General features: G+C 57.0%; 17 protein-coding genes. 6 read left to right on the top strand and 11 right to left on the bottom strand.

Going from position 1 to position 20,784, the window contains the following annotated elements:
* Nucleotides 1-289 precede the first annotated feature (289 nt).
* Nucleotides 290-1,546 (top strand): integrase domain-containing protein, encoded by a 1,257-nt coding sequence (locus tag HX868_RS21625; RefSeq protein ID WP_103438629.1) that lies wholly within the window; start codon nt 290-292, stop codon nt 1,544-1,546.
* A gap of 193 nt (nt 1,547-1,739) precedes the next feature.
* On the opposite strand, the gene HX868_RS21620 is transcribed toward HX868_RS21625, so the two are convergent.
* The 8 genes from HX868_RS21620 to HX868_RS21585 all read right to left on the bottom strand — a co-directional run bounded on the left by HX868_RS21620 (nt 1,740) and on the right by HX868_RS21585 (nt 8,620).
* Entirely contained in the window at nt 1,740-2,858 is a 1,119-nt protein-coding gene (locus tag HX868_RS21620) for a GTPase (RefSeq protein WP_103438630.1), read from the bottom strand.
* A 34-nt stretch (nt 2,859-2,892) separates the two neighbouring features.
* A complete protein-coding gene (locus HX868_RS21615) occupies nt 2,893-3,123 on the bottom strand; it encodes a YkgJ family cysteine cluster protein (protein ID WP_340137721.1) in 231 nt (76 codons plus the stop codon).
* 31 nt (nt 3,124-3,154) lie between these two features.
* Entirely contained in the window at nt 3,155-4,798 is a 1,644-nt protein-coding gene (locus HX868_RS21610; RefSeq protein ID WP_246355570.1) for a GTPase, read from the bottom strand.
* Nucleotides 4,795-6,558, bottom strand: a complete 1,764-nt coding sequence (locus HX868_RS21605; RefSeq protein WP_145252478.1) for a dynamin family protein — start codon at nt 6,556-6,558, stop codon at nt 4,795-4,797. The genes HX868_RS21610 and HX868_RS21605 overlap by 4 nt, the downstream gene beginning before the upstream one ends.
* Nucleotides 6,555-7,076, bottom strand: a complete 522-nt coding sequence (locus HX868_RS21600) for a hypothetical protein (protein ID WP_177004321.1) — start codon at nt 7,074-7,076, stop codon at nt 6,555-6,557. Before HX868_RS21600 ends, HX868_RS21605 begins: the two co-directional genes overlap by 4 nt.
* A gap of 49 nt (nt 7,077-7,125) precedes the next feature.
* Nucleotides 7,126-7,995, bottom strand: coding sequence for a GTPase (locus tag HX868_RS21595; protein ID WP_177004320.1), 870 nt, complete (start codon nt 7,993-7,995; stop codon nt 7,126-7,128).
* 134 nt (nt 7,996-8,129) lie between these two features.
* Complete coding sequence (locus HX868_RS21590; RefSeq protein WP_103438636.1) at nt 8,130-8,330, bottom strand: hypothetical protein; 201 nt, start codon at nt 8,328-8,330, stop codon at nt 8,130-8,132.
* Between the two features lie 32 nt (nt 8,331-8,362).
* Nucleotides 8,363-8,620 carry a hypothetical protein gene (locus HX868_RS21585; protein WP_103438637.1) on the bottom strand — a complete coding sequence of 86 codons (258 nt, stop codon included), beginning with the start codon at nt 8,618-8,620 and terminating at the stop codon, nt 8,363-8,365.
* 119 nt (nt 8,621-8,739) lie between these two features.
* Here HX868_RS21585 and HX868_RS21580 point away from each other — a divergent pair, with 119 nt between their 5' ends.
* Entirely contained in the window at nt 8,740-9,615 is an 876-nt protein-coding gene (locus tag HX868_RS21580) for a BrxR family helix-turn-helix transcriptional regulator (RefSeq protein WP_103438638.1), read from the top strand.
* Here HX868_RS21580 and HX868_RS21575 read toward each other — a convergent pair.
* The 3 genes from HX868_RS21575 to HX868_RS21565 all read right to left on the bottom strand — a co-directional run bounded on the left by HX868_RS21575 (nt 9,602) and on the right by HX868_RS21565 (nt 15,113).
* Nucleotides 9,602-10,204 carry an ankyrin repeat domain-containing protein gene (locus HX868_RS21575; RefSeq protein ID WP_103438639.1) on the bottom strand — a complete coding sequence of 201 codons (603 nt, stop codon included), beginning with the start codon at nt 10,202-10,204 and terminating at the stop codon, nt 9,602-9,604. The genes HX868_RS21580 and HX868_RS21575 overlap by 14 nt on opposite strands.
* Complete coding sequence (locus HX868_RS21570) at nt 10,179-13,568, bottom strand: TM0106 family RecB-like putative nuclease (RefSeq protein WP_177004319.1); 3,390 nt, start codon at nt 13,566-13,568, stop codon at nt 10,179-10,181. The genes HX868_RS21575 and HX868_RS21570 overlap by 26 nt, the downstream gene beginning before the upstream one ends.
* Nucleotides 13,569-13,631: 63 nt before the next feature.
* Complete coding sequence (locus tag HX868_RS21565) at nt 13,632-15,113, bottom strand: hypothetical protein (protein ID WP_177004318.1); 1,482 nt, start codon at nt 15,111-15,113, stop codon at nt 13,632-13,634.
* 219 nt (nt 15,114-15,332) lie between these two features.
* Between HX868_RS21565 and HX868_RS21560 the strand changes: the two genes are divergently transcribed.
* The 4 genes from HX868_RS21560 to HX868_RS21545 all read left to right on the top strand — a co-directional run bounded on the left by HX868_RS21560 (nt 15,333) and on the right by HX868_RS21545 (nt 20,435).
* Nucleotides 15,333-15,980 carry a HEPN domain-containing protein gene (locus HX868_RS21560; RefSeq protein WP_177004317.1) on the top strand — a complete coding sequence of 216 codons (648 nt, stop codon included), beginning with the start codon at nt 15,333-15,335 and terminating at the stop codon, nt 15,978-15,980.
* 187 nt (nt 15,981-16,167) lie between these two features.
* Nucleotides 16,168-16,902, top strand: coding sequence for a hypothetical protein (locus HX868_RS21555; RefSeq protein ID WP_177004316.1), 735 nt, complete (start codon nt 16,168-16,170; stop codon nt 16,900-16,902).
* Nucleotides 16,903-16,918: 16 nt separating this feature from the next.
* Complete coding sequence (locus HX868_RS21550) at nt 16,919-18,415, top strand: DUF262 domain-containing protein (RefSeq protein ID WP_177004315.1); 1,497 nt, start codon at nt 16,919-16,921, stop codon at nt 18,413-18,415.
* Nucleotides 18,405-20,435: a DUF262 domain-containing protein gene (locus HX868_RS21545; RefSeq protein WP_145252462.1), complete on the top strand. Its 2,031-nt coding sequence runs from the start codon at nt 18,405-18,407 to the stop codon at nt 20,433-20,435. Before HX868_RS21550 ends, HX868_RS21545 begins: the two co-directional genes overlap by 11 nt.
* Nucleotides 20,436-20,784 lie beyond the last annotated feature (349 nt).

The following is a 20,784-nucleotide window of genomic DNA, read 5'->3' as shown; positions in this document are numbered from 1 at the left end:
TATGTGCACGGGGGCACTTATGGGGGCATTTAATAATGAACTTTTAAATAAATCCATTTAAAACAATATCTTATGTATAAATCTTTAATCCCCCCGGCTCCACCAAATAATCATCTAAAGACGTCCACGGACGTCTTTTTTTGTGCCTGAAATCCAGTAAATACAAGGATTTAGCGTCCACGAGCGTTCACCAGCATCCGTGACCATCTAGGCTTTCGTGTATTCCAAGTGGTATTCCAAGCCCTCACCTGCTATTTTTTGGAATACATAAACAGCATTGGAATACTCCATGGGAGCCCAAGCCACGCGCCTTTCAGACGTAAAAGTCAAAGCCGCGAAACCAAAGGAAAAGGACTACATACTCACCGATGGCAACGGCCTGCAGATGCGAGTGAGAATCAATGGCTCAAAACTATGGAATTTCAATTACATCCAACCTGTGACGAAAAAGCGGATAAACATGGGGTTGGGCACCTTTCCTGAGGTGAGCCTGGCGCAAGCACGTAAGAGAACCGTTGAAGCGAGAGAGCTTGTCGCCCAGGGGCTGGACCCTAAAGAGAAACGAGACGCCGAGCGGCACGCGAAAAAAGCAGCCACGGAACACACTTTCGAAAATATCTCGGCAGCGTGGTTCGAGCTCAAAAAGGATTCAGTCACCCCTGCGTACGCCGAGGATATTTGGCGCTCTCTCACACTGCATGTCTTCCCTGATCTGGCCACCACCCCAATCTCTGCTATCACTGCCCCTAAAGTCATAAATTTGCTTCGCCCCCTCGAGACGAAGGGCAGTCTCGAAACCGTTAAACGTCTAACCCAACGCCTCAATGAGATAATGACCTATGGTGTCAATTCGGGTTTGATTCACGCGAATCCGCTCAGTGGAATCCGCTCCGTTTTCAAAAAACCCAAAAAGAAAAACATGGCGGCCCTTGCGCCCGATGAGCTGAAAGAGCTCATGGTGGCAATTGCCAATGCCAGCATAAAAAGAACTACGCGCTGCCTGATTGAGTGGCAACTTCACACCATGACTCGGCCAGCCGAGGCTGCCACTTCCCGCTGGGTTGATATCGACTTCGAAAAGAAGATCTGGACTATACCGGCGGAGCGCATGAAGAAACGTCGGATGCACATCATTCCGCTTACGGAACAAGCTTTGGCGCTCTTGGAAGCAATCAAGCCCTACAGTGGACACCGGGAGTACGTCTTCCCTGCAGACCGGAACCCTCGCACCCACTGCAACAGCCAGACAGCCAACATGGCGCTGAAGCGCATGGGCTTCGAAGGGCGCCTAGTAAGTCATGGCATGCGCTCAATGGCGAGTACCATCCTTAATGAGCGCGGTTGGGATCCTGAGTTAATCGAGGTCGCGCTAGCCCACGTCGATAAAGATGAGGTACGCAGCGCCTACAACCGAGCCGACTACATTGAGCGTAGACGCCCGATGATGGCCTGGTGGAGTGAGCACATCCAAGAAGCGGCAACTGGCAGCCTGTCGATGGCAGCTATTAAAGAAAGTAGAGACAGAAAAGTCGTGTCAATACGCTGACCCACGGCTCAGCGTTGGAGAAAACCAGTGCTACTCGATCAGAGATAACACCGTTGAACATGGGCCCTCCGGCATTTCATAAAACACCGTGTCCATCCGAAAAGCATCTTCGTAGAGAAAGTATTAGTTTTGAAACTCCGGAACCGCTTGTCGACCTGTCAGATCCCTGACAGGTCGACATATAAGTCGCACACTACTTGAGTGAGAGTTTTCTCTTCAACTCATCACCGATCAAACTGATATTAAGCTCCTTGCCCGGGTTGTTATTGCAGAAATCCGTCAACACCGAAATGTAGGCCGCTCCCAAACCTTTCGTCAGCGTCGCAGCCGTTGTCGCGGCGATAGTGCCGCCTACCGCACTGCCCACACCTGGAATCATTTTGAGCAAACCGGTCACGACTGCCCGGCCCAATAAGCTTGCTGCACTCGAACCCAGCGCCGATGCCACCAGGGTCGTCAACGCACTGGTACTGACTTCCATTCCAAACGTCACACCAATCTTGGCCAGCATCCCGACTTGAATCGGTATCAATACAAAAGAGTCTGAAAATGGAATCGGCGTAGCCCCAGCCGCCGCTGCCAGGCCGCTGGCGATCAATACTTCCTTCTCAGCCTGCTCGACTTTGATTTTCATGGAAGATTGATGCCGCGAGCTCAATGCATTCGCGAATGCACGCTTTTTTGCTTCGGGGATCAGCCTCGCAGATTCATAGATCAGCTCGTCGATACCTTTGACCCCGAACTTGAAAACGTTGCCTTCGTCGTCTTCGATCTGTTGCGCCTCTGCGCGCACCCGTACTACGGCTGAAGCGCCGGGCAAAAGCTTTTTGACCTTGAGGTGAAAGTCAACGTCCTTAGCGAACATGCTTTTGGTGACAACCGCCACCACTGGAATGGATTGATCGATCAACACACGGCAGAGATCGATTTCCGCCTGCTCAATCCGATCACCGCCTTCCTGAATGCAAATCCATGCCGCATGGATGTGCTTGTTTTCATCGTGATGCCCCGCACGCAACTCAAGGAAACTCTCCAGATCCTTGAGAATGGTCGCGTAGTCCTTCAACTCCAGACCTTTGCTGTCGATGATCGTGATTGGATGACCTTCCTTGGTGATCTCTTCGATCTGCTGCGTCACCGGGGTACCGGAGCCGGTCTTCGCCAACTGCCCACGGAACACCGTGTTGATCAGGGTACTTTTACCCACGCCCGTCTTGCCTGCGACGACGATATTGACCTTACCGGAACCTCGCACGGCGTCACGAATGACGTCATCAATCGCATCCTGTTGCCGATCAGCTACTTCCACCATTACAGCCTCCTTAAATATTCAAATGATCAACACATCACATCGTTTGCAGCTGTTTGCAGGCCGCTGCATTTATTTCCACGAACGCATCCCACGTCATCGTCCGTTGATAATTCAGTTCGAATTGCCGATCCACGCGGCAGATATCCGGCCGGTCTGCGTAGATACGGCAGCCACCATCAGTCTCATCCAGATGCCTACATACCCCATCACCCCGATCCATCCCGGCTGTTTGCGGCAAAAGATTGACGCGTTTGCAGCACTGCATGCAGCGGTTGCAGGGGAATGCCCTGCGGTGATCAGACATAGGTGTCCAAGGTGACCTGGCACTGCACCAGCAGTTCGCGGTCTTCGCTGAGCTTGCACTCGGTCTGGCTGAGGCTGCCGCGCAAAGCCTTGAGCTTGTCATTGACCAGCGCAAAGTTGCTCTTGATATTGGCTTCCACCACCTCGGTCAGAGTGCGCGAAAATTCCCAGGCAATGTCGTCGCCCAGGCTCTTGATCGCCTGGTCGCGCCGCTCACGCTCCTGCTGCTCTTGGCGAGCCTGTTCTTCGAGGCGTTGCTGTTCCGGGTCGCCGGCAAAAGCTGTGTAGATCAATTTGCCGACCTGGTAGACGACACCGATGGCAGGCAGCACCTTGCCTACAACCTGCTCAGCCATTTTCCCCATGGTGATCGGCCCAATACCCTTGAACAGAGTGGGCAGCCACTCCTTGCCCAACTTCATCACCGTCACCACGTGCTCGGTCTTCAGCGCTCCGCCCGCCTGGCGCACACCTGCTTCCAGCAAGCTCATATCGACGGCCGAACCTGTAGCCCCGGCGGGTTCGCCAGCTGAGGCGCCGGGGATATTCAACGCACCCGTAGACGGCATGTCTGGGTGCTGCACGCGGACCTGATCGAGCATCTCTTCTAAAAGTTGCGCCGCATCCAGCGCCAGACGTTTGAGCTCGTCATCCAGTTCGCCACACACCTGTTCGTTGGCGCGCCGGATCAGCCCGTCGATCTTGGTTTGAGCACCCTCGGCGTCCTGGTGCATTGCCAACATCGCGCCCTTGGCCACCCCGGCCGCCTTCGCTCGTACCGACGCTTTAAGCAGCGAACGCAGGTCGATCTCACGCCGTGCGATTTGCGCGTAGAACTCGTCGATGCGAGCGCTGGAGGCCTGATCGCGCTGTTGGTCCAACAGCGCCAGCGTCTCACCCAGGAAACCGCTCAGATCGGTGGCGACACCTGCAACAATCTGACGCTGCTCTATCGAAGCAAAGAACTGGTTGAGTTCACTTTCGAACTTCGGAAAGCCCGAGTTCTGCAGCAAATTACCCTTGTGCTCAAGTTTCGCCTTGAGCGCCGATCGGGCGTTGACCTCCAGGATCGGAATTGCCTGCAACACTGGTGGCAACCCACGCGCCTGGGCCATCTGTTGGATGCGTTCGCGCAGTTGATCCTTGATTCGCTCTGCTTCCAGCGGCTCCAGCGGGTTCTTGCGGTTGAGCACCAGAAAGATCTGTTTGTTACGCGCGACCAACTCCAGCAGCGCCGAAAGCGTTGCTTCTTCTTCAACAACGCCCAACGGGTTGACCACAAATATCACCACGTCAGCTCCATACAGCTGCTCGCGCGTCACCTGCTCGTGGGCTTGCGGTGCGTCGATACCTGGCGTATCGAGGATCTCGAAGTCGCCCCAACGGTAGCCCTGAATTTTGTAGGTTTCCGGCGTATCGGCAACCTGCGCCTGCTCGGCGCCGAGCAACGCATTGATAAGCGTGCTTTTGCCGGCGTTGTACACCCCGTAGACCATAATGGTCGCAGCAGCACTGGCCTTCCGGGCCGCCACCATCTTGCGGATGGCCGGTGTTGCCGAGGGGTTGTACACGGCACACAGTTCGTCCACGTCGTCGTAGAGCGACAGGATGTGGGACATTGGGGGTTGTTGAGTCATGACTGTGGAGTCTCCACGAGAGTGTCAAGTCTGTCGTTCAAGCGGGTAATCTCAGCGACGAGCACCTCGCAATAACGCTGCATGCTGGCGCGTACCGGCTCGTACAGGCCCATGACGTGCTCGGCCAGCAAGGCCGGCACGGCGTTGGCATAGGCGTCGAGGGCGGCTTGGCGCTGCTCCTCCAGGTTGTCGCCGACCACCACTTGGTGCGTTTCGTAGCGAGCCTTGGCACTGCGACCGGCAAGACTGGAAGCACTGCCAATGGACGCACCGAGGAGCGCTCCGGGTATGCCTCCCACGGCAAACCCCAACGCGGCGCCCAACAGTGAGCCGCCCGTGCCCCAGGCCGTCTTGGTCCCCGATTCGGTGCCGGTCCGGTATTCCTTGGCAACAGTCACTTCACGGTATTCAGGCAAGGCGCTTAAGCGGCTCGCGTCGAAGGCGCGGCGCAATCCGGCTTGTTGTGTCTTGTCGATGTGCTTCAACGCGTCCTCAGCGCGGTCACCCAGTACGGACGCCAGTTGGTTACGCAGCTTGCCTTCGATCTTTTCGTCGTAGCCAGCATCGAACAGTTGGTTGACGTAGCGGCTCATCTGCGCGGCGCCCGCCAGACCCAGGTTGCGCACCTCCTGCTCGATGGCCTTGCCCTGCTCGCGGATCTGCTGCTCGAAGTCGTTGGCCAGCTCTGCCACCAGGGCCAGATCCGTCGCTGTGTCTTTGATGGCGTTGCGCAGATTTTTCATCGGCGTGGCCAGCTTGAGCTGCAGCGCACCACTGTCACAGATTGTCTTCAGCGTCCGGAACAAGTCGCCCACACCACTGGAAGGCAAATGATCCGGGTGCGTTTCAGCGAAGCGTGTCGACAGCGGCAAAACATGCGTGTATTTCAGCGCATTGTCGTCCAGCCTCAGCAACTCGTTGTTCACATAATCGACTTGTGCCTGCCGATCCTTTGCCGACTTCATGACGATTTCACACACCGCGGTGCCGTCGTCGTCCTCATCTTCCTCGGTGGTATCGCTGCCGGTCAGCACCACCATCAATGACTTCTTGTCGGCTAGCAACTCGCCGATTTCCCCCATATCGGAGGCCCGGCCGGGCGCCTGTGAACTCATGGTGTAAAGGATCAGATCGGCGTGTTCGACATACTCGCGGGCCAGGTCACCATTGGCCCGGTTGACGGAATGCAAGCCCGGCGAATCGACCCAGGTTAGGCCAGGCAAGCGAAAGCCCTGGATCGAGCTGGTCGCTTCGGTGGCGCCTACGCGAAACTGCAAATTATGTTCGGCTTCCTTGTGCTTGTCGCCGCCATCCACCGCCGTCTGCTCGGCGGAGAAGTACACCGGTTGAACCTTCGCCTGCGCCTTCAACTGCGCCGTCGGCTCGCTGTGACCCCAGGCGACATAGTTGCCCAGTGAGCTCTTGCCGGACTTGACCTTGCCGTAGACGAAAACCAACAGAGAGTCGTTGAGGTTTTCGCGAAACTCCGCGCCCTTGGCGCGCACCTTGACTTGTTTTTGCCACACGGCGAACTGGTCCGCCAAACGTTCCGACAGACCTTTCGCCAGCTTGTGCAACGGGTTGTCGCTGCTGACAGCGCCGAGCAGCGCCTGGGTGTGCCCGAGGTTGCTGGAGATAAACTCCTGGCGCAGCAAATTGAACGCACGATCCTTAACGTGGATGTCGCTTTTCTGCTGCTCAAACTGGGCCTGGAGTTGCTCGAAAGCCCCCATCAATTCGTCGCGGGTTGCGGCGTTCATACAAGCTGCTCCACCGAGTTTTTCAATTGCTGCAGACGCTTGATTCGCGCCGCCGATTCCCGGAGTTGAGTCTGGGCCTGCTGCTCCGTCTGTTGGGCAGCCAGCGGCGCGGTCAGTGTCTCAAGCACATTGAGTTGAGATAGGAAGCGCTTGGTTTTCACCGCGGAGAACGCCGAGTCAGCGCGCAGAATGATCTTCATCGCATCGCCATAAGCTGAGTCCGAAGATTGCTGGCTGGCGACGACTTGCTCCAGCTGAGTCGCCGTCTTTGCCGGGGCCATAGCCTTCACGGGCTGACCCAGGGTTTGCGCGGCGCCGTTGAGCTGGGATTTCAATTGCTCGCGGCGGTCTTTTTCCAGATTTGAAATCCGATCCTTCAAGCCTTGCTGCTCGCGCTCGCGTTTGGCGGCAAGTTCCTGCTTGCGGCGCTCGGCCTCACCGGAGCTTGAAGAGCTGGATGAGCTTGAAGACGGGCTGTCATCAGACACCGCCTTGACGATCGCTGTCACGGCGGCCACTGCAGCGGCACCAATCAACCAGGGTAGAGGCATTACAAGTCTCCTTGACTTAAAGGCGGTTCAACTTTTCGCGGGCTCTGCGGATCTCGGCGGTCTTGGCCGAAAAGCTGCTTTGAACGCTGCTCATCAGCTCGATAAAGGCGCCGGCAGTGTGGGCGTAGGGTGCGCAGAGTGTCTGGGCCAGAACTTGCTCACGCTCAATGGCCTGGTCAAGCGCTGTGCTCAAATCCTCACGGCGCTGCACCAGGCGCTGCTGGCGAGTCGCCGCGAGTGACGCGGCCATTTCGTTCGACATTTGGTCAAGGTGCAAGGCCAGGCGGGGAATGCCGCTTTTGGCCTGCATTCCTTCGCGGCCCAACTCAACACCGCGCTGATACCGGCGGCTGGAGACTTCAAAGCACGTCGGCTGGAACCCCAAACAACGCAGCACCTGGCCTTCAATTCGCTCACGTACCTGCGCCATCGCGTCGTTCTGATCCAGGTCCAGAAGACTGAACACCAGCACCAGCCGCTTTTCGAGCGCATCGCCATGGACATCACGCAGTTTGAGCAGAAGGTTGACTTGTTCCTCGTCCAGCTCCCCCGGAGGCGCGTGAACGAACAGCACGACATCGGCGATATCGAGCCCTTCCATGGCCTGCGCGCTGTCGCTCTGGTCGATGCCCAGGCCCGGTGTGTCGACCAGCACATAGTGCTCAAGCTCAAGATGCTGGTTCTCGCGAGTGGTACGCACCGCGCCGGTGGCGAAATATTCCTGGTGTACATGGCCGCTCAGCATATTGAGCAACGAGCTTTTGCCGGCCTTGACCAACCCCCAGGCAGCGATGCGCGGCTTGAGTGACGCAGTCTCCGTGTGTTGCAGCTGGAGGCGTTTGCACTCGGCCTCGAGTGCATCGATGTACAGCACTGCTTGATCCATAAACCTGAAACTCCTGGGGCGCCATCGTCCAACGACAGCGCGTTGTGCGGCTGCGGTATATCAAGATATCTACAAATAATGCCACATTGCCATGATCTACCGCAGCCGCGTTGTTCATGCCAACCGCCGGCGGCTTAAAGCCCCTGTCGTGCCATAAGCTCCGCTATGGCTGCCTCAAGCCAGCCCGCCGCACGCATTTTCAGGGCGGTGCTACCGCACTTCGGGCAGGTGACGAACCAGTCGCCGGGCATCAATGCATCGCTGCGCGGTGCAATGGTTTTCTTCCAGTGGCAGTCTTCACACACAAACGTGAAGGGCCTGGGTTTTATCGGCATGAATCGGTTCTCCTATAGAGCAATGCTGCGGATTATTCTTCGACCGGGATCAGCGCCTGCAGGATTTCCAGCTTTCGCTGCAACTGCGCGACGTGCTCTCGCTCGGCCCGCAACGCCGAACGCAGTTCGCGGTTTTCCGCCTCCCAGATCTGCGCCCAGTGCAAATCTTTCTGATAATGCGCGACCACTTTCCAAAGCTCGCTCAACTTCAAACACTGCTGTACCAGCACCAGCAGGATGACGCCCATCACCACCAATGCACCTGTCGAAACCACGTCCGGCATAGTCATGCTCACATCCTTTCATGTCTTCGATGTATTCCGAAGACAGACACACGATATGTAGTGATTCACGACAGGTCTAGAATGTAGACTTATACAGGTAAAGTATTCAAACACATGGAGCGGGTATGAAACGCAAGCAATCCATCGAACAAGTGCGCTGGGACCTGGCACTTCGCTATCGTTTGATCGAGACCGTCGCCTGGTGGGAAGGGCGACTGACCACGGGACACTTGATCCAGAGCTTCGGCATCAGCCGGCAGCAAGCCTCTAAGGACATCAATACCTACATCAATGAACATGCGCCCCGAAACTTGACATATGACAAGCAACGCAAGGGCTATGTACCGAGCAAGCAGTTCAAACCGCTGTTCATCGATGACAGCGCCAGTGCCTATCTGCACCTGCTTTACCAAAACAATGAACGGGCCCCGCACATAGACGGGCTAGCCCTGGCATACGCCCACACCAAAGTGCTCGAAGTACCCGACCGGCCGATTCGGCCAGAAATCCTGCGGCCCCTGCTCGCGGCTTGTCGCGACGGCTTGCGCCTGGAGACCGAGTACGTTTCGCTCAACACCCCGAACGTGGAAATCCGCCTGATTGCCCCTCACACCCTGGTGTACACCGGGATGCGCTGGCATGTGCGCGCATATTGCGAGAAAAACCGCGAGTACCGCGATTTTGTGTTGAGCCGCCTGCGGGGCGAGCCGGATTTGCTCGACGAGTCGCAGAACACACGTGAGCTGGACGTAGACTGGAATACCGAAGTGCCCATCATCTTTGCACCCGATGGCCGCTTGAACGCAGCGCAGCAGGCAATCATAGAAACCGATTTCGGTATGACGGATGGACAACTGGTAGTCGCCAGCCGCAAGGCGCTGGTTAAGTATGTATTGCGCCGCTATCAGGTCGACCCAAGAAACCAGGCCACCAACCCTGAGGCTCAGCAGATCGTGGTCAGCAACATCAAGGAACTGAGGCCATGGCTCATGCATGATTGAGGCCCATTTCCCGCCAGAGACGCAACGCACGGATGTAGTTGTCGATTTCAGCCGTGAGTAGCTGCTGCGCCAGCGAGTGATGGCCGTTGAGCAGGGCGATATTGCGCACGGTATTGCCCTGGTGGTTCTTCGCGCCCAGATCAAGGCCGAACGTCACGTAGCGGTCGATGAAGTACCGGGCGGCCTTCAAGTGGCCGTTGACCAGCAGCCAATGCAGCGGCGTGTTCCCCAGCCCGTCACGGTCATTGAGGCTGGCGCCCAGCCGGTAGCGGGCTTGCAGGGTTTTGACATTGCCGTATCGCGCAGGCAGGTGGATGTACTTGTCGTGGGGCATAAAGCTGCCCCGGCCGGCCCAGCCTCGAATCTGCGGGTTGCCCCGGGCGCCGAGTAGCTCCAGCGTGTCGATCAGGCCGCTGCGGTTCAGCCGGTAGGCCATGTCCAGTGGCGTGTCACCTGCCAGGTCGCGCTGATTCAACCCCTGCGGATCGAGAGGCTGTACATCATCGAGCAGTACACAGAGGTGCCAGTCGCTGAGGCCAAGCTCAGCCCTGTCTTCGAGGCGATCAAGCATGGCGATCGACCGTGCCATATCTGACCGCCATGCACAAGCCGTTGACCAGGCTCATCTCGTGTGGCGTCTTGCAGCGCACGGCGGTCAGGTCTGGACTGGCGACGATGCAAGCCAGGGATTTGGCGCGACTGACGGCCACGTTCAAACGGTTTTTCGAGTACAGAAAACCGATGTCGCGCGGAAGGTAATTTTCGTTGGAAGTCGCCATCGACACGATGACAATTTCTGCTTCCTGCCCCTGGAATTTATCCACCGTACCCACGCGAGCGCCTGCGGGCAGAACTTGTTTGAGCACTTGAACCTGCAAGTTATAGGGCGCCACCACAAGGATGTTGTCGACACCGATCGCGTGTTCCTCACCGTCGCTATCGATAAAACGCTGCTGCGAAAAATACGCATAAAGCGCCTGGACCTGCGCCGCCTCTTCGTCCGAACTCTGGCTGTTGCCATCGTGTTCCACAGGGCAAAACATCAGCCCGCTGCCTGGAATATGCGGGCACTGACCATCCAGCAGCAACACCCGCCTCTCGGTGCCGGGTGCCGAAGACAGCTGCCCTTCGTACACGGCTTGCGAAATGAACGAGCAAACGTTGGGGTGCATCCGCCAGGTTTGCGCCAGGAACACCCCACGATCAGATGCGATTGTGGGCGTGCCATCCAACAGATAGTCGAGGATGGAATCGCCGGAGCGGCCCGGATGCACGCCTTGCACTGGCTGCGACAATTGCATCTGGTCGCCCATCAGGACGATGTTTCGCGCAGCCAGGCCCATCGTGACCAGATTCGCCACACTCACCTGACCAGCTTCGTCGATGAAAAGGTAGTCCAGTTGCTGAGTGAAGACGGGGTCGGCAAATAGCCAGGCGGTGCCGGCGGTCAAGTTAATGTTCGGCCCCCAGGCATCGATGAACTCCTTTTTTTCCTCGATGGAACGGATGCAGCGGCCGGTGAACTCCGTGCCTTCGCCCTCCGAGGACTTTTTTAATCCCGCGAAAGTGAATCCCTCTTCTTGCGCACGAGATTCAACCGCCGCCAGCAGGTTATTGATGGCGTGGTGCGAATTGGAAGTTACGCCGATGCGCTTGCCCGCCTTGAGCAAATCAACGATGACGTGCGAGCCGGTGTAGGTCTTGCCTGCACCTGGCGGCCCCTGAATAAACAGCACGCTGTGCTCGAGGTTTCGCACCACCTGCTTGATGGCATCAATCGTCGGCAGGCTTGAATCAAGCAGTGACGCACCCGGCTTGACGCCCTTCACCCGCGGAGCGCGTCGATGTAGAAAGTCTGCAACCGCCTGGAAGCGCTGTTCGTCGGCCAAGAGGCTGTCGGCATAACGGAACAACGCCTTGCGCAGCGAAGTAGACGGGATCGGCCTCCCGGGAATCATGTCGAAGTAATCAGGCGGTGCATTTCTCTCGGTAGCCTTGAATGTCGCCAGACCGTTGTCATGGTCCAGATTAACCAGCTGTACGCTGGCCAGGGACTCGGTAATGACGCCCTGAGAACCAGTACGCATTTTGGTTTCTTGAGGGTCGAAACTGTACTCATACAAAAAAGATTTCTTGTTCGGTTCAGGCGGTGTGTTTGTGCGCCGCAAACCGGCCAGACTCTCGATATCCTCCAGCAGCTCCTCGGTTGTCATGTCCTGCCGACTGAACAGCTGCCACCACGTTGGCTTCTCGGCACGGCGGTGGAAGTCGAGTAGCTGGAAGGTGAGCAACGTGACCTGATCCTCGTCACTCATGGCCTCTTCGTCAGCTCGCAGACCACCCAGCAGACGAACGCGATAATTCTCCAGAAGAATCTCGATTTCCTTTTGCTCCACGACTGACTTCTCGCTTTCGGCTTCAGTCCCAAGAAAAGCGCCTGCACTTGACGGCTTGATCTCCAGCAGCCAGTTGCGCAAAAGGTAAGTGGACAGCACGTCGTCTTCGTTATAACGCTCGATTTGCTCAAGCAATGCCGACTCGCCGGTCTCTTTCCATCGCTCATAAAACACGATGCTCGCGCCAGCATTGGTCACGTCGCCGTCGCGCCGGCCCATGTAAAAATGCTCGATATTCTTGATTGAGTAGCTGGGCTCCGACACCCGGATAGCTTCGCGCACAACCTTGTACAGATCGATCAGTTTGCCGTTGCGCAGCAACCAGTCCACTTGCGCTTCGCGCGTCCCGTGTTGGCTCATCAGTCGCTTAATAGCTGTTTCTTCGTAGCTGGCGTAGTGGTAAATATGCGCGTCGGGGTAACGCTTGAGATGGCCGATGACCCAGTCGATAAACTGCTCGAAGGCGATCTTTTCTTCATCCCGGGTATGCGCCCAAAAGGGTTTGAAGATTTGCTGCCCACCCTCGTCTATGTAAAGACCGAAGAGGTATTCCAGGCCACCCTCTTCCAGCGGATTGCCCTCCATATCGAAGAACAGGTCGCCCTCGACCGCCTTGGGCATCCGATAAAAGCCACGTCGCTCACCCGACACGGGAAGCAGTTCGAATAGCGGGACATCGCTGGAACGCCCCTGGAACTGCAAAAGCGCCTGATGCCGCAACTTGCTCAATGACTCTGTCTGCAGTTTTGGAATGTGCAGGTCGTCAGTACTGTCCGCCAGCTGGTGCAATGTGGTCACGCCGGCACTCTGTAACTTCTGGATTTGCGAACGGCTGATACCAGCTACCGCCGAGAGGTGATCGTCATGCAGTCGTTGCTCGTCGCAGCGATCACGCCAGGCGCAGAACCCACAATGCCCGCATGGCTCCGGGTAGGTAACGGGTCGCTCGGCACTGTTCACGAACGCTTCGAAACGTTGTAGCACATGCTCCAGATAATCGGCGTAGTCGGCAACCCGAAATGCATGCTCGGTACGCGCAGCATCACCGAGTACGAGGTACATGAACTGCGGTTGTATGCCCTGGATCGAGATCAGCATTCGAGAATAAAGCGCAACCTGCACAAGGAACTTGGCCTTCGCCATTTTCGCCAGCTTGGTGTCGATCACCTCATAGCTGTGGTCGCCCAGCGCCGACGCCCGCGGCACTTTGCGCAGGAAGTCGGCATGGCCAATAAAGGCGCCTTCCTGAAGCGACGCCTGGAAGATGATATCGGCACCGGCCTTCATGGCCTGGATGGTCAGTTCCACCCGACGCGCGAAACTCGGATTGCCCTCGGCAATGTCGACAACGTTGGCGTATTGGTTTTTCAGCCGTTCGAAAAAGGCCGCTTCATGGGCCAGACCTTTGTCCTGGATCAAACGGTTCTGCTCGCTTGCCGCCGCTTTTTCCATAGGGCTTACAAGGTTCTGAAGGTCCAGCGCCGTGAGGTGCTGACACTCAAGAAAACCGCAGATATCTGAGGCAGAGTACAACTGAATTCCGTTTCGGCTTTGCATGGTCGCTTCCAGTACGGTGAAGCGTCCAGGAACGCTTCACGCTGATTCAATATCGTGTGTGAGTCAGGCGTCGAGCGAGCATCCGCCGAAAAACTGCTCGAACAACGTCGTCGGCAAATGTTCTGCATCGAGCAGCCCGAAGTGCTTGCCCACGTTGCGCCCCAACGCCATCAGCGTCTTGGCAGAGTTCTCGGTACCTGCATATCCGGCGCTCAAGAGGTAGCCGATGCGTGCCTTTTCAGTCGTCGCCCGCAGATACGCATTGCCCGTGATCAACACATCCACCAAACAGACGCTTGCCCGTTCATCACCCAGGGTGAATGGTTCCAATGTCTCGCTCACCAATGCAGCGCACAACCCATCCTTGCCACCGACGACGATACGTTCGAGTTCTTCGAGCGACCGGCCAAACAGGTCGAATTCATCGATGGAAAACGCGAAACAGTAGCCCTGCGCTGTGGCACGCGTGAGCGGGTTCTCGTTGCGCGGGTTGGCCAACAGCCAGGCAATGAAGGACGCTTTATTGTCGAGCGAGCCGCTGTGGCGGAAGGCCAGATAATCCTTTAGGACCTGACTGAAGGGATGCCCGGTTGGCACCCATCCAGTGCTTTCACGTTCACTTTTCTGCGGATCACTCGCTGGCACTGCGGCCTTCGGATCAGTCGCCAGCGTCACATCAAAGCACCGCAGGTCATAGCCGAGCATAAACAGGCTGGCCTCGAAGGCGTGGCATCGCGCGGGCAGCGCCCCTTGTTCGGCAAACCAGCCAGTACGTTCGAGCAGGGCGCGGATAATCCAGCCCAACCGCACCTGCCAACGTGCCCATTCGGCATAATCAATCGCCGAAAATTGCGGCGCCGCCAAGCCGTTCAAGAATGCTCCCGGGTTGCGGATCTGGTTGCCACGAGCGGCTCCGGACGGGAACGCCAGCAGAAGTTTGCCGCTCCCCGTCCATTGCTGGCGAAACAATGAATACAGCATGCCTATCGCTGCGCCGACGCGACTGTCATAGATGGGTGACCCCGACGGATCAAGCAAGGCGTGAATCTTGGTCAGGCCAGCATCGAAACGCTCGACACTGATCGCGTCGAGATCATTCAGATCATTGTCACCATCGAGCGACATGAGCCCGGCCATTTTCCGCAGATAGCTCGACAGCTCGCCCTTTTCGGCCAGCCGGTGCAAAAATGGAATGGCTCCCCGGACACCACCCCAACGAAGAATCTGCAAACACGCCTGAAGCGCTTGTTGTTCGTCCCCCCGGTTGACCGCACTCGTCAGCCACTCGCGAAGTTGTCCGAGAGAGCGTTGAGTTTCAGCCCAGGTTTGTGAATCCACCGAATTTTGATGGGTATCTTGCCTGCTTGCTTTCCAGCGGTATTGCTCAAGAATCTGCTCGAAACCCTGGACATCAGCGGTTAAACCGCCCGGCACAAATTTGCTCGCCTTGAAGCGCAGCTTGAACGTCAACGTCGGCAAGTTCGTTGCGAGCCATGCGATGAAGGACTCAACTTCAGGTTGCGCCAGGAACTGTTCGCGCTTCATGCAGACCACCTTGCAGGTAATATCGAATGGCCATACCCTAAGCAAAACCACAGCCCCCGTCCATGTTGTTTGTCCGTACAGGTAAACAAATGGAGCAGGTTCTCTGGCCCTCGATTGAAACTTCTCTACCCATGCCTGGGTTTAATCAAAAATATGTAAAGTTTTCAGACGCTCCCAATCTGTTGACGTACTGCCCATGACCTCAAGGATCGGCACCCCATGGACCATCAAGCACTCAAGACCCGTCATCGACAGGAACGTGAAAGTCATCATCCCAACCTCACCTTGCGTGTTCATCGGGCGCTGAGTTGGCTCAATCGTGCCGAGCAAGCTGACGATGTCGATGGGCGTTTTATCTTCCTGTGGATCGCCTTCAACTCGGCCTACGCCACCGATATTGACGAGCAGTACCGCCTTTCCGAGCAATCCACGTTCAAGGCGTTCCTGGACAAACTCTGCGCGCTCGACACGGCCAACCTGATCGAGAATCTGGTCTGGTCCGCGTTCTCCGGCAGCATTCGTGCGTTGCTGGACAACCCCTACGTGTTCCAGAGCTTCTGGGATTACCAGAACGGCAAGATCAGCGAGCAACAGTGGACTGAGCGCTTTGCCAGCGGTCGGCGAGCAGCGCAGCAAGCGTTGGCCAACCGCAATACCCCAGCAGTGCTCGGCGTTCTGTTCAATCGAATTTATACATTGCGAAACCAGGTCATGCATGGGGGCGCAACCTGGAACAGCAGTGTGAACCGGGATCAGCTGCGCGACTGCTCAAACCTTCTCGGCAAGTTGGTGCCGGTGATTATCTTGCTGATGCTGGATAACCCGGAAGCGCTATGGAGTGATGCTTGTTATCCGGTTGTTTCTTAGGTCGTGGGACTTTCCAATCACGCGATCACAAACGAAGTGATTCCGCTGGCTGTTCATCCTCATCACCTAACTTGCCACTGTCGAGCATGACATCTTCGTCCTCGATCAGAGGGACTGCGAAAAAGCGGGGACTTTGGGCGCAAACTGCGCCCGTTCCCGCCCACGAACTGTTCAAGGAAAGAATGCAATGATCAAGAAATCGGTATCGGAGCTCTCGTTCGTCAACAAAGGGTCGCCATTGCCCACTGTCGAGGTCGACTCGCACTCCGTCGAAAATGCGGGCTTTAGTATCTACCGCACTGTGATGCAGGTACTGACCCAGTTGGCCGAACAGGACGCATCACTTCGCGCAACCCTTTACATGTACGCTTCTGCCAGCGTCAATTTCCGTGAGCAGAGCTGGTCTGAATTCCTGTTGGTTGCCGGCCCTAATAAGGTTCTACTGGCCTTGGGCGCTGGCTTCGAGCGGTTGCCAGCGGTGAAGTCGCGGTTCAGCGATTACGTTTCGTCCTCCATAGCCCTGCGCACATTTCATGTCGAGGATGGGCTGGTATGGGAGCAGGAGGACGCCTGCACTTGGTATTCCAATGGTCAGAGCCTGGCTGACCTGACCGCTGAGGCCGAAGAGGCCGATGATGATCCGGAACTTACTGAGGGGGATGAAGAGGACGAGGACTGGGATGTCGAGGAACCAGATGCCGAGGATGAGCAGGGTGCAGACCAGGCCGTGGCCACTGCCGAGCGAAGGGCGGCGCGCTATCGGGCCGCACGTTCGGATGCGAAGGTCAGCAGCATTCGGGCAGCCATCGAGGAAGTCTTTGGTCTACCGGAAGGTTCGGTCGCGCTCTGTGGACCGGATCGGCGTGCGCTGCGGGGGGATGCCCGGATCAGGACGTTGCGCAAACGCTGGGAAGAGAGCTGAGCAGGGGAGCCGATAAATGACGCATGAATCTCCTGTCCGGGTCAGAACCCTGGCATTCGACGATCTGCTAAAGGTAGGTTGGCCATTGGCACTGGACAGTTATCAGCGCGGCTTCGTGTGGGGCCCGGACAAGCTGTTGCAACTGACCAGTGATCTCGCAGAGTTCGCAGGCCAGCCGGACAAAACCTTGCCTTACTACATTGGCGCGGTATTGCTGCATCGCGATGTGCACCAATCGAGAAGGTTCATCATCGATGGTCAGCAGCGCATCACGGCGTTGTCGCTGCTGTATCACCGAGCGACCGGTGCACTGCCAGCGGGCCAGGTGCTCAGCTATTCGGGGCAGTCCGCACGACATATCCGTGAAGGGATTCAGGCGTTGAAGCAGCAAGAGCCGATTGCACCGGAGATCATCGGAAAGCTTCGTCTGACGGTGATCGAGGTGGACAGCAGCGACCTTGCTTTCACCTTTTTCGATACCCAGAACAATCGCGGCGTGCCTCTGCGGGCCACCGACCTGCTCAAGGCCTATCACCTGCGTGCGATCGATCACGCAGACGCTGAGGGCGATCTGAAGACAGCCCTGCAGCAGCACTGCGCCGAGCGCTGGGAGGCGCTGCAACGTCAACCCGCGATACTGTCGCCCGGCCAGGATTTTGCCCCCAACCTGTTCAATCGTTTTCTCTGGCGTGCGCGGCGTTGGCGCGGTGCGCAAACTCCAGCGGGCAGACACGAGACGCTGCTGACCGAGTTCCAGTGCGACACATGGAACCACGCTGCGGACACCCGCAGCAGCGTCGACAGCGTGCCGCTCTACGCCACCCGACACAATCGGCTGGCAACTGCGTTGACGCTGACGGGCGACGGAGAGCACGTACTGCACGGCAGTCAACTGCGCATCAGCCACAACCCCGCGAACTTGCCGATGGCACTGCGCCAGCCCATTCATGAGGGCGTGGGCTTCTTTCTCTACGCAGACAAGTATGCCGCCCTGTTGCAGAGGCTGATGAACGATACTGCGCCGTGCGCGCAGGTGAGTTTTTTCCGCGCGATATATCGACAGCTGCTGTGCAACAACCAGGAGTATCTGCGCGAAATTTTCATGCTCTGCAGCCTGGTGTACATGGATCAGTTCGAAGTCGAGCAACTGACCGCGTTTGCCTTACGCCTGGAGTTTCTGCTGGGCGCAATTCGCCTGGAGAAAAAACAGGTCAAGCAGGAAACCGCCGCCAACTTCTTCAGGTTGGCCGAGCTAAACCTGCTGGATGTGATCGCACAAAGCTACCATCCTAAACAGGTGCTGGACTTTCTTCAAAAGCGCCAACACGCCGTGGCATCGTTGTATGCCGATGAAACGATTGAAGTGGGGAATGGTGTGCAAGGTCGATACAAACGGGCTGTTCTGGCGTTCTACAAGGTGCAGGCGGATCCTGAATGCCGCAACCTTGCGGACAAATCGCAATGGCTTGAGGTGTTTCTTAAAGCCTCCCATGGAGGTCGCCATGAGCATTGATTCCAGCCTCTGCACTCTGCAACAGCTGGCCAACAGGAAAGACGCTGCGTGGTGTTTCAATGTGCCGATCTACCAGCGCCTGTATGTGTGGGGTGATGAGCAGATCAAAACACTGCTGACAGACATCGCCAATGCTTTCGATCGAGGCGACACGCAGTTCTTCCTGGGCGGCACGCTGTTGGTGGAAAAAACCACCGATGAAGATCGCAATCAGGGCATGCGCCGCTTCGACCTGATCGACGGCCAGCAGCGTTTCACCACGTTGTGGATGCTCAGCACGGTGCCGGTATGGAGCCAGGTGATGGAGGACTTCAGTAGGGTTGTGCTGAAGGAAGGGACGATTCCGCGTCTGCACTTCTCAATCCGGGAGCAGGTGAACGACTTCCTTGCCAGCATGATGCCGGGGGGGAAAGCGACGAGCAGCGAAATCATCGACACTCAGAGCATGAGAGAGGCTCAGCAATTGATGGCCTCCTTCGCGCAGACCTACAAGCGTGCGGACGGCGGGCCTGTTGATGATGAATATCTCAAGGCGCTGGCCAGCTTTGTGTATCGCAATGTATCGCTCGTGCTCACGCAAGTGCCTGAGGGGATGGACCTGAACAAGCTGTTCGAAGTCATCAACAACCGTGGTATCCAGCTACAGCACCACGAGATCCTCAAGGCTAGGTTGCTGCAGGACATCCCCGCGGAAAGCCGTTTCCGTTTCGCGGCATTGTGGAATGCCTGTGCCGACATGAGTGGCTTTGTCGAGCGCAATCTGTGTCTGGAAACCCAGCTGGAGGCGCACCGACTGGGGGATCTCTATAACAAGGGGCAACTGCTCCATGCAGGCGCCGTACACGGGTTGCTCGATCGAAAGACCAACTCCGCGCAAACGGATGGCTACGACCGCCTGACCTTGCAAGCCATCGTTGACTGCTCTGTTACCGATATCGGTGCGGCTCCGGCAGCCATCACCGAGGATGACGGAGAAGCCCCCTGGGCGCGGAGCATCATCGGCTTTCCACTCTTCTTGCTGCATGTGTTGCGTATCTGGCTGAAGGAGCAAGGGCAGGCAGATCTGCCGCGTGTGCTAGATCGGCAGCTGCTCGCCCTGTTTGAAGCTCACTTGCTAACGCCAGCGGATTCGGCGCAGCGTGTGGCAAGGGCGCAAGGGTTCATTGATCTGCTCTGGCGCATGCGTGTGCTGTGGGACGAGTATGTGATCAAGTGGGTCGATCAGGGCGATGACGAAATCCATCAGGTCTGCCACACATCGATTTCCGCCAGTGAAGACAAGCGTTACATCAATCGCAGTCGCGACAATGCCGTGCACCAGGGCCTATCGTTGCTGCAGAGCATGCTGTATCACTCGCAGGAAATCACCACCCATTACTGGCTGACCCCCTTCCTGTATTTTATCCACAAGCATGCGCACACCGTGCGGGGTGGTGGCGGTGAAATCGAGCGGTACTATGGCTTCCTATGCCATCTGGATAACCAGCTGCTTGGAGAAGTGACGGATGCTTCGCTGGTCGTACGTAGCCGCCGGTTCATGGACGATCCCTGGCGTACCGCTTCGGCGCTGCAGTTCGACGCTGTGCTGACGGAGGACCATGGCGTCAGATTTGCGCATTACTGGTTCTATAAACTGGACTTCGTGCTTTGGTATGAACAGCAACGTGATCATGAGTTCTGGGGCAATTTCCGTTTCACCGCGAAGAACTCGGTGGAGCATATTTCGCCGCAGACCCCACAGGCGATCGATACCAACACGGTCTCGCGGGATTGGCTGGACCGCTTTGGCAATCTTGCGCTTGTCTCGCGCAGTATCAACTCGGAGTACGGTAATCTGCCCTACAACGAAAAGCGCCAGCGATTCCTCAACAAGCGGGCGTACGAGAAGCGGCCTGACTCCCTGAAAATGGACTTGATCTATTCGAAGGAAACGTGGGGAGAGGTCGCGGCCGATGCTCATCAGGCTGCTATGCTGGCGGCACTGCAATGCCATTATCAAAGGGTTTTCACCATCGACTAGGGTGACGGTGAAGCAAGCGTTATCTGCGCTATCCATTAAGCGCAACGACGGGTGATAACCCTGCAGCGATGTCGCCCGATGAATCCACAGCCAGGAGCGACGGTTCAGCATCTACGGCATGAGCAGGATTACACTGCGAACCACTGGGATGATGCCATCGCGTGCAAGCCCGCTCCCGCAAAGCTTGGTGCCCAATCCCTAACTACCGTCCATTTGGGTCGATCTCAATCTGCCACGACCGGCTAATGACGACCCAAAGCTCCCTGTCGCAGCAGCTAGAAAATCAGAGGAGATTCAGCGTGCCAGATGGAGCTGAGCATATGTTCACTGAGAAGAGCCAAAATTCATT

Source organism: Pseudomonas reactans (assembly GCF_013385825.1).
GTDB lineage: Bacteria > Pseudomonadota > Gammaproteobacteria > Pseudomonadales > Pseudomonadaceae > Aquipseudomonas > Aquipseudomonas reactans.
The sequence above is the reverse complement of the archived record's forward strand: the minus strand, read 5'-3'. Positions and strand labels throughout refer to the sequence as shown.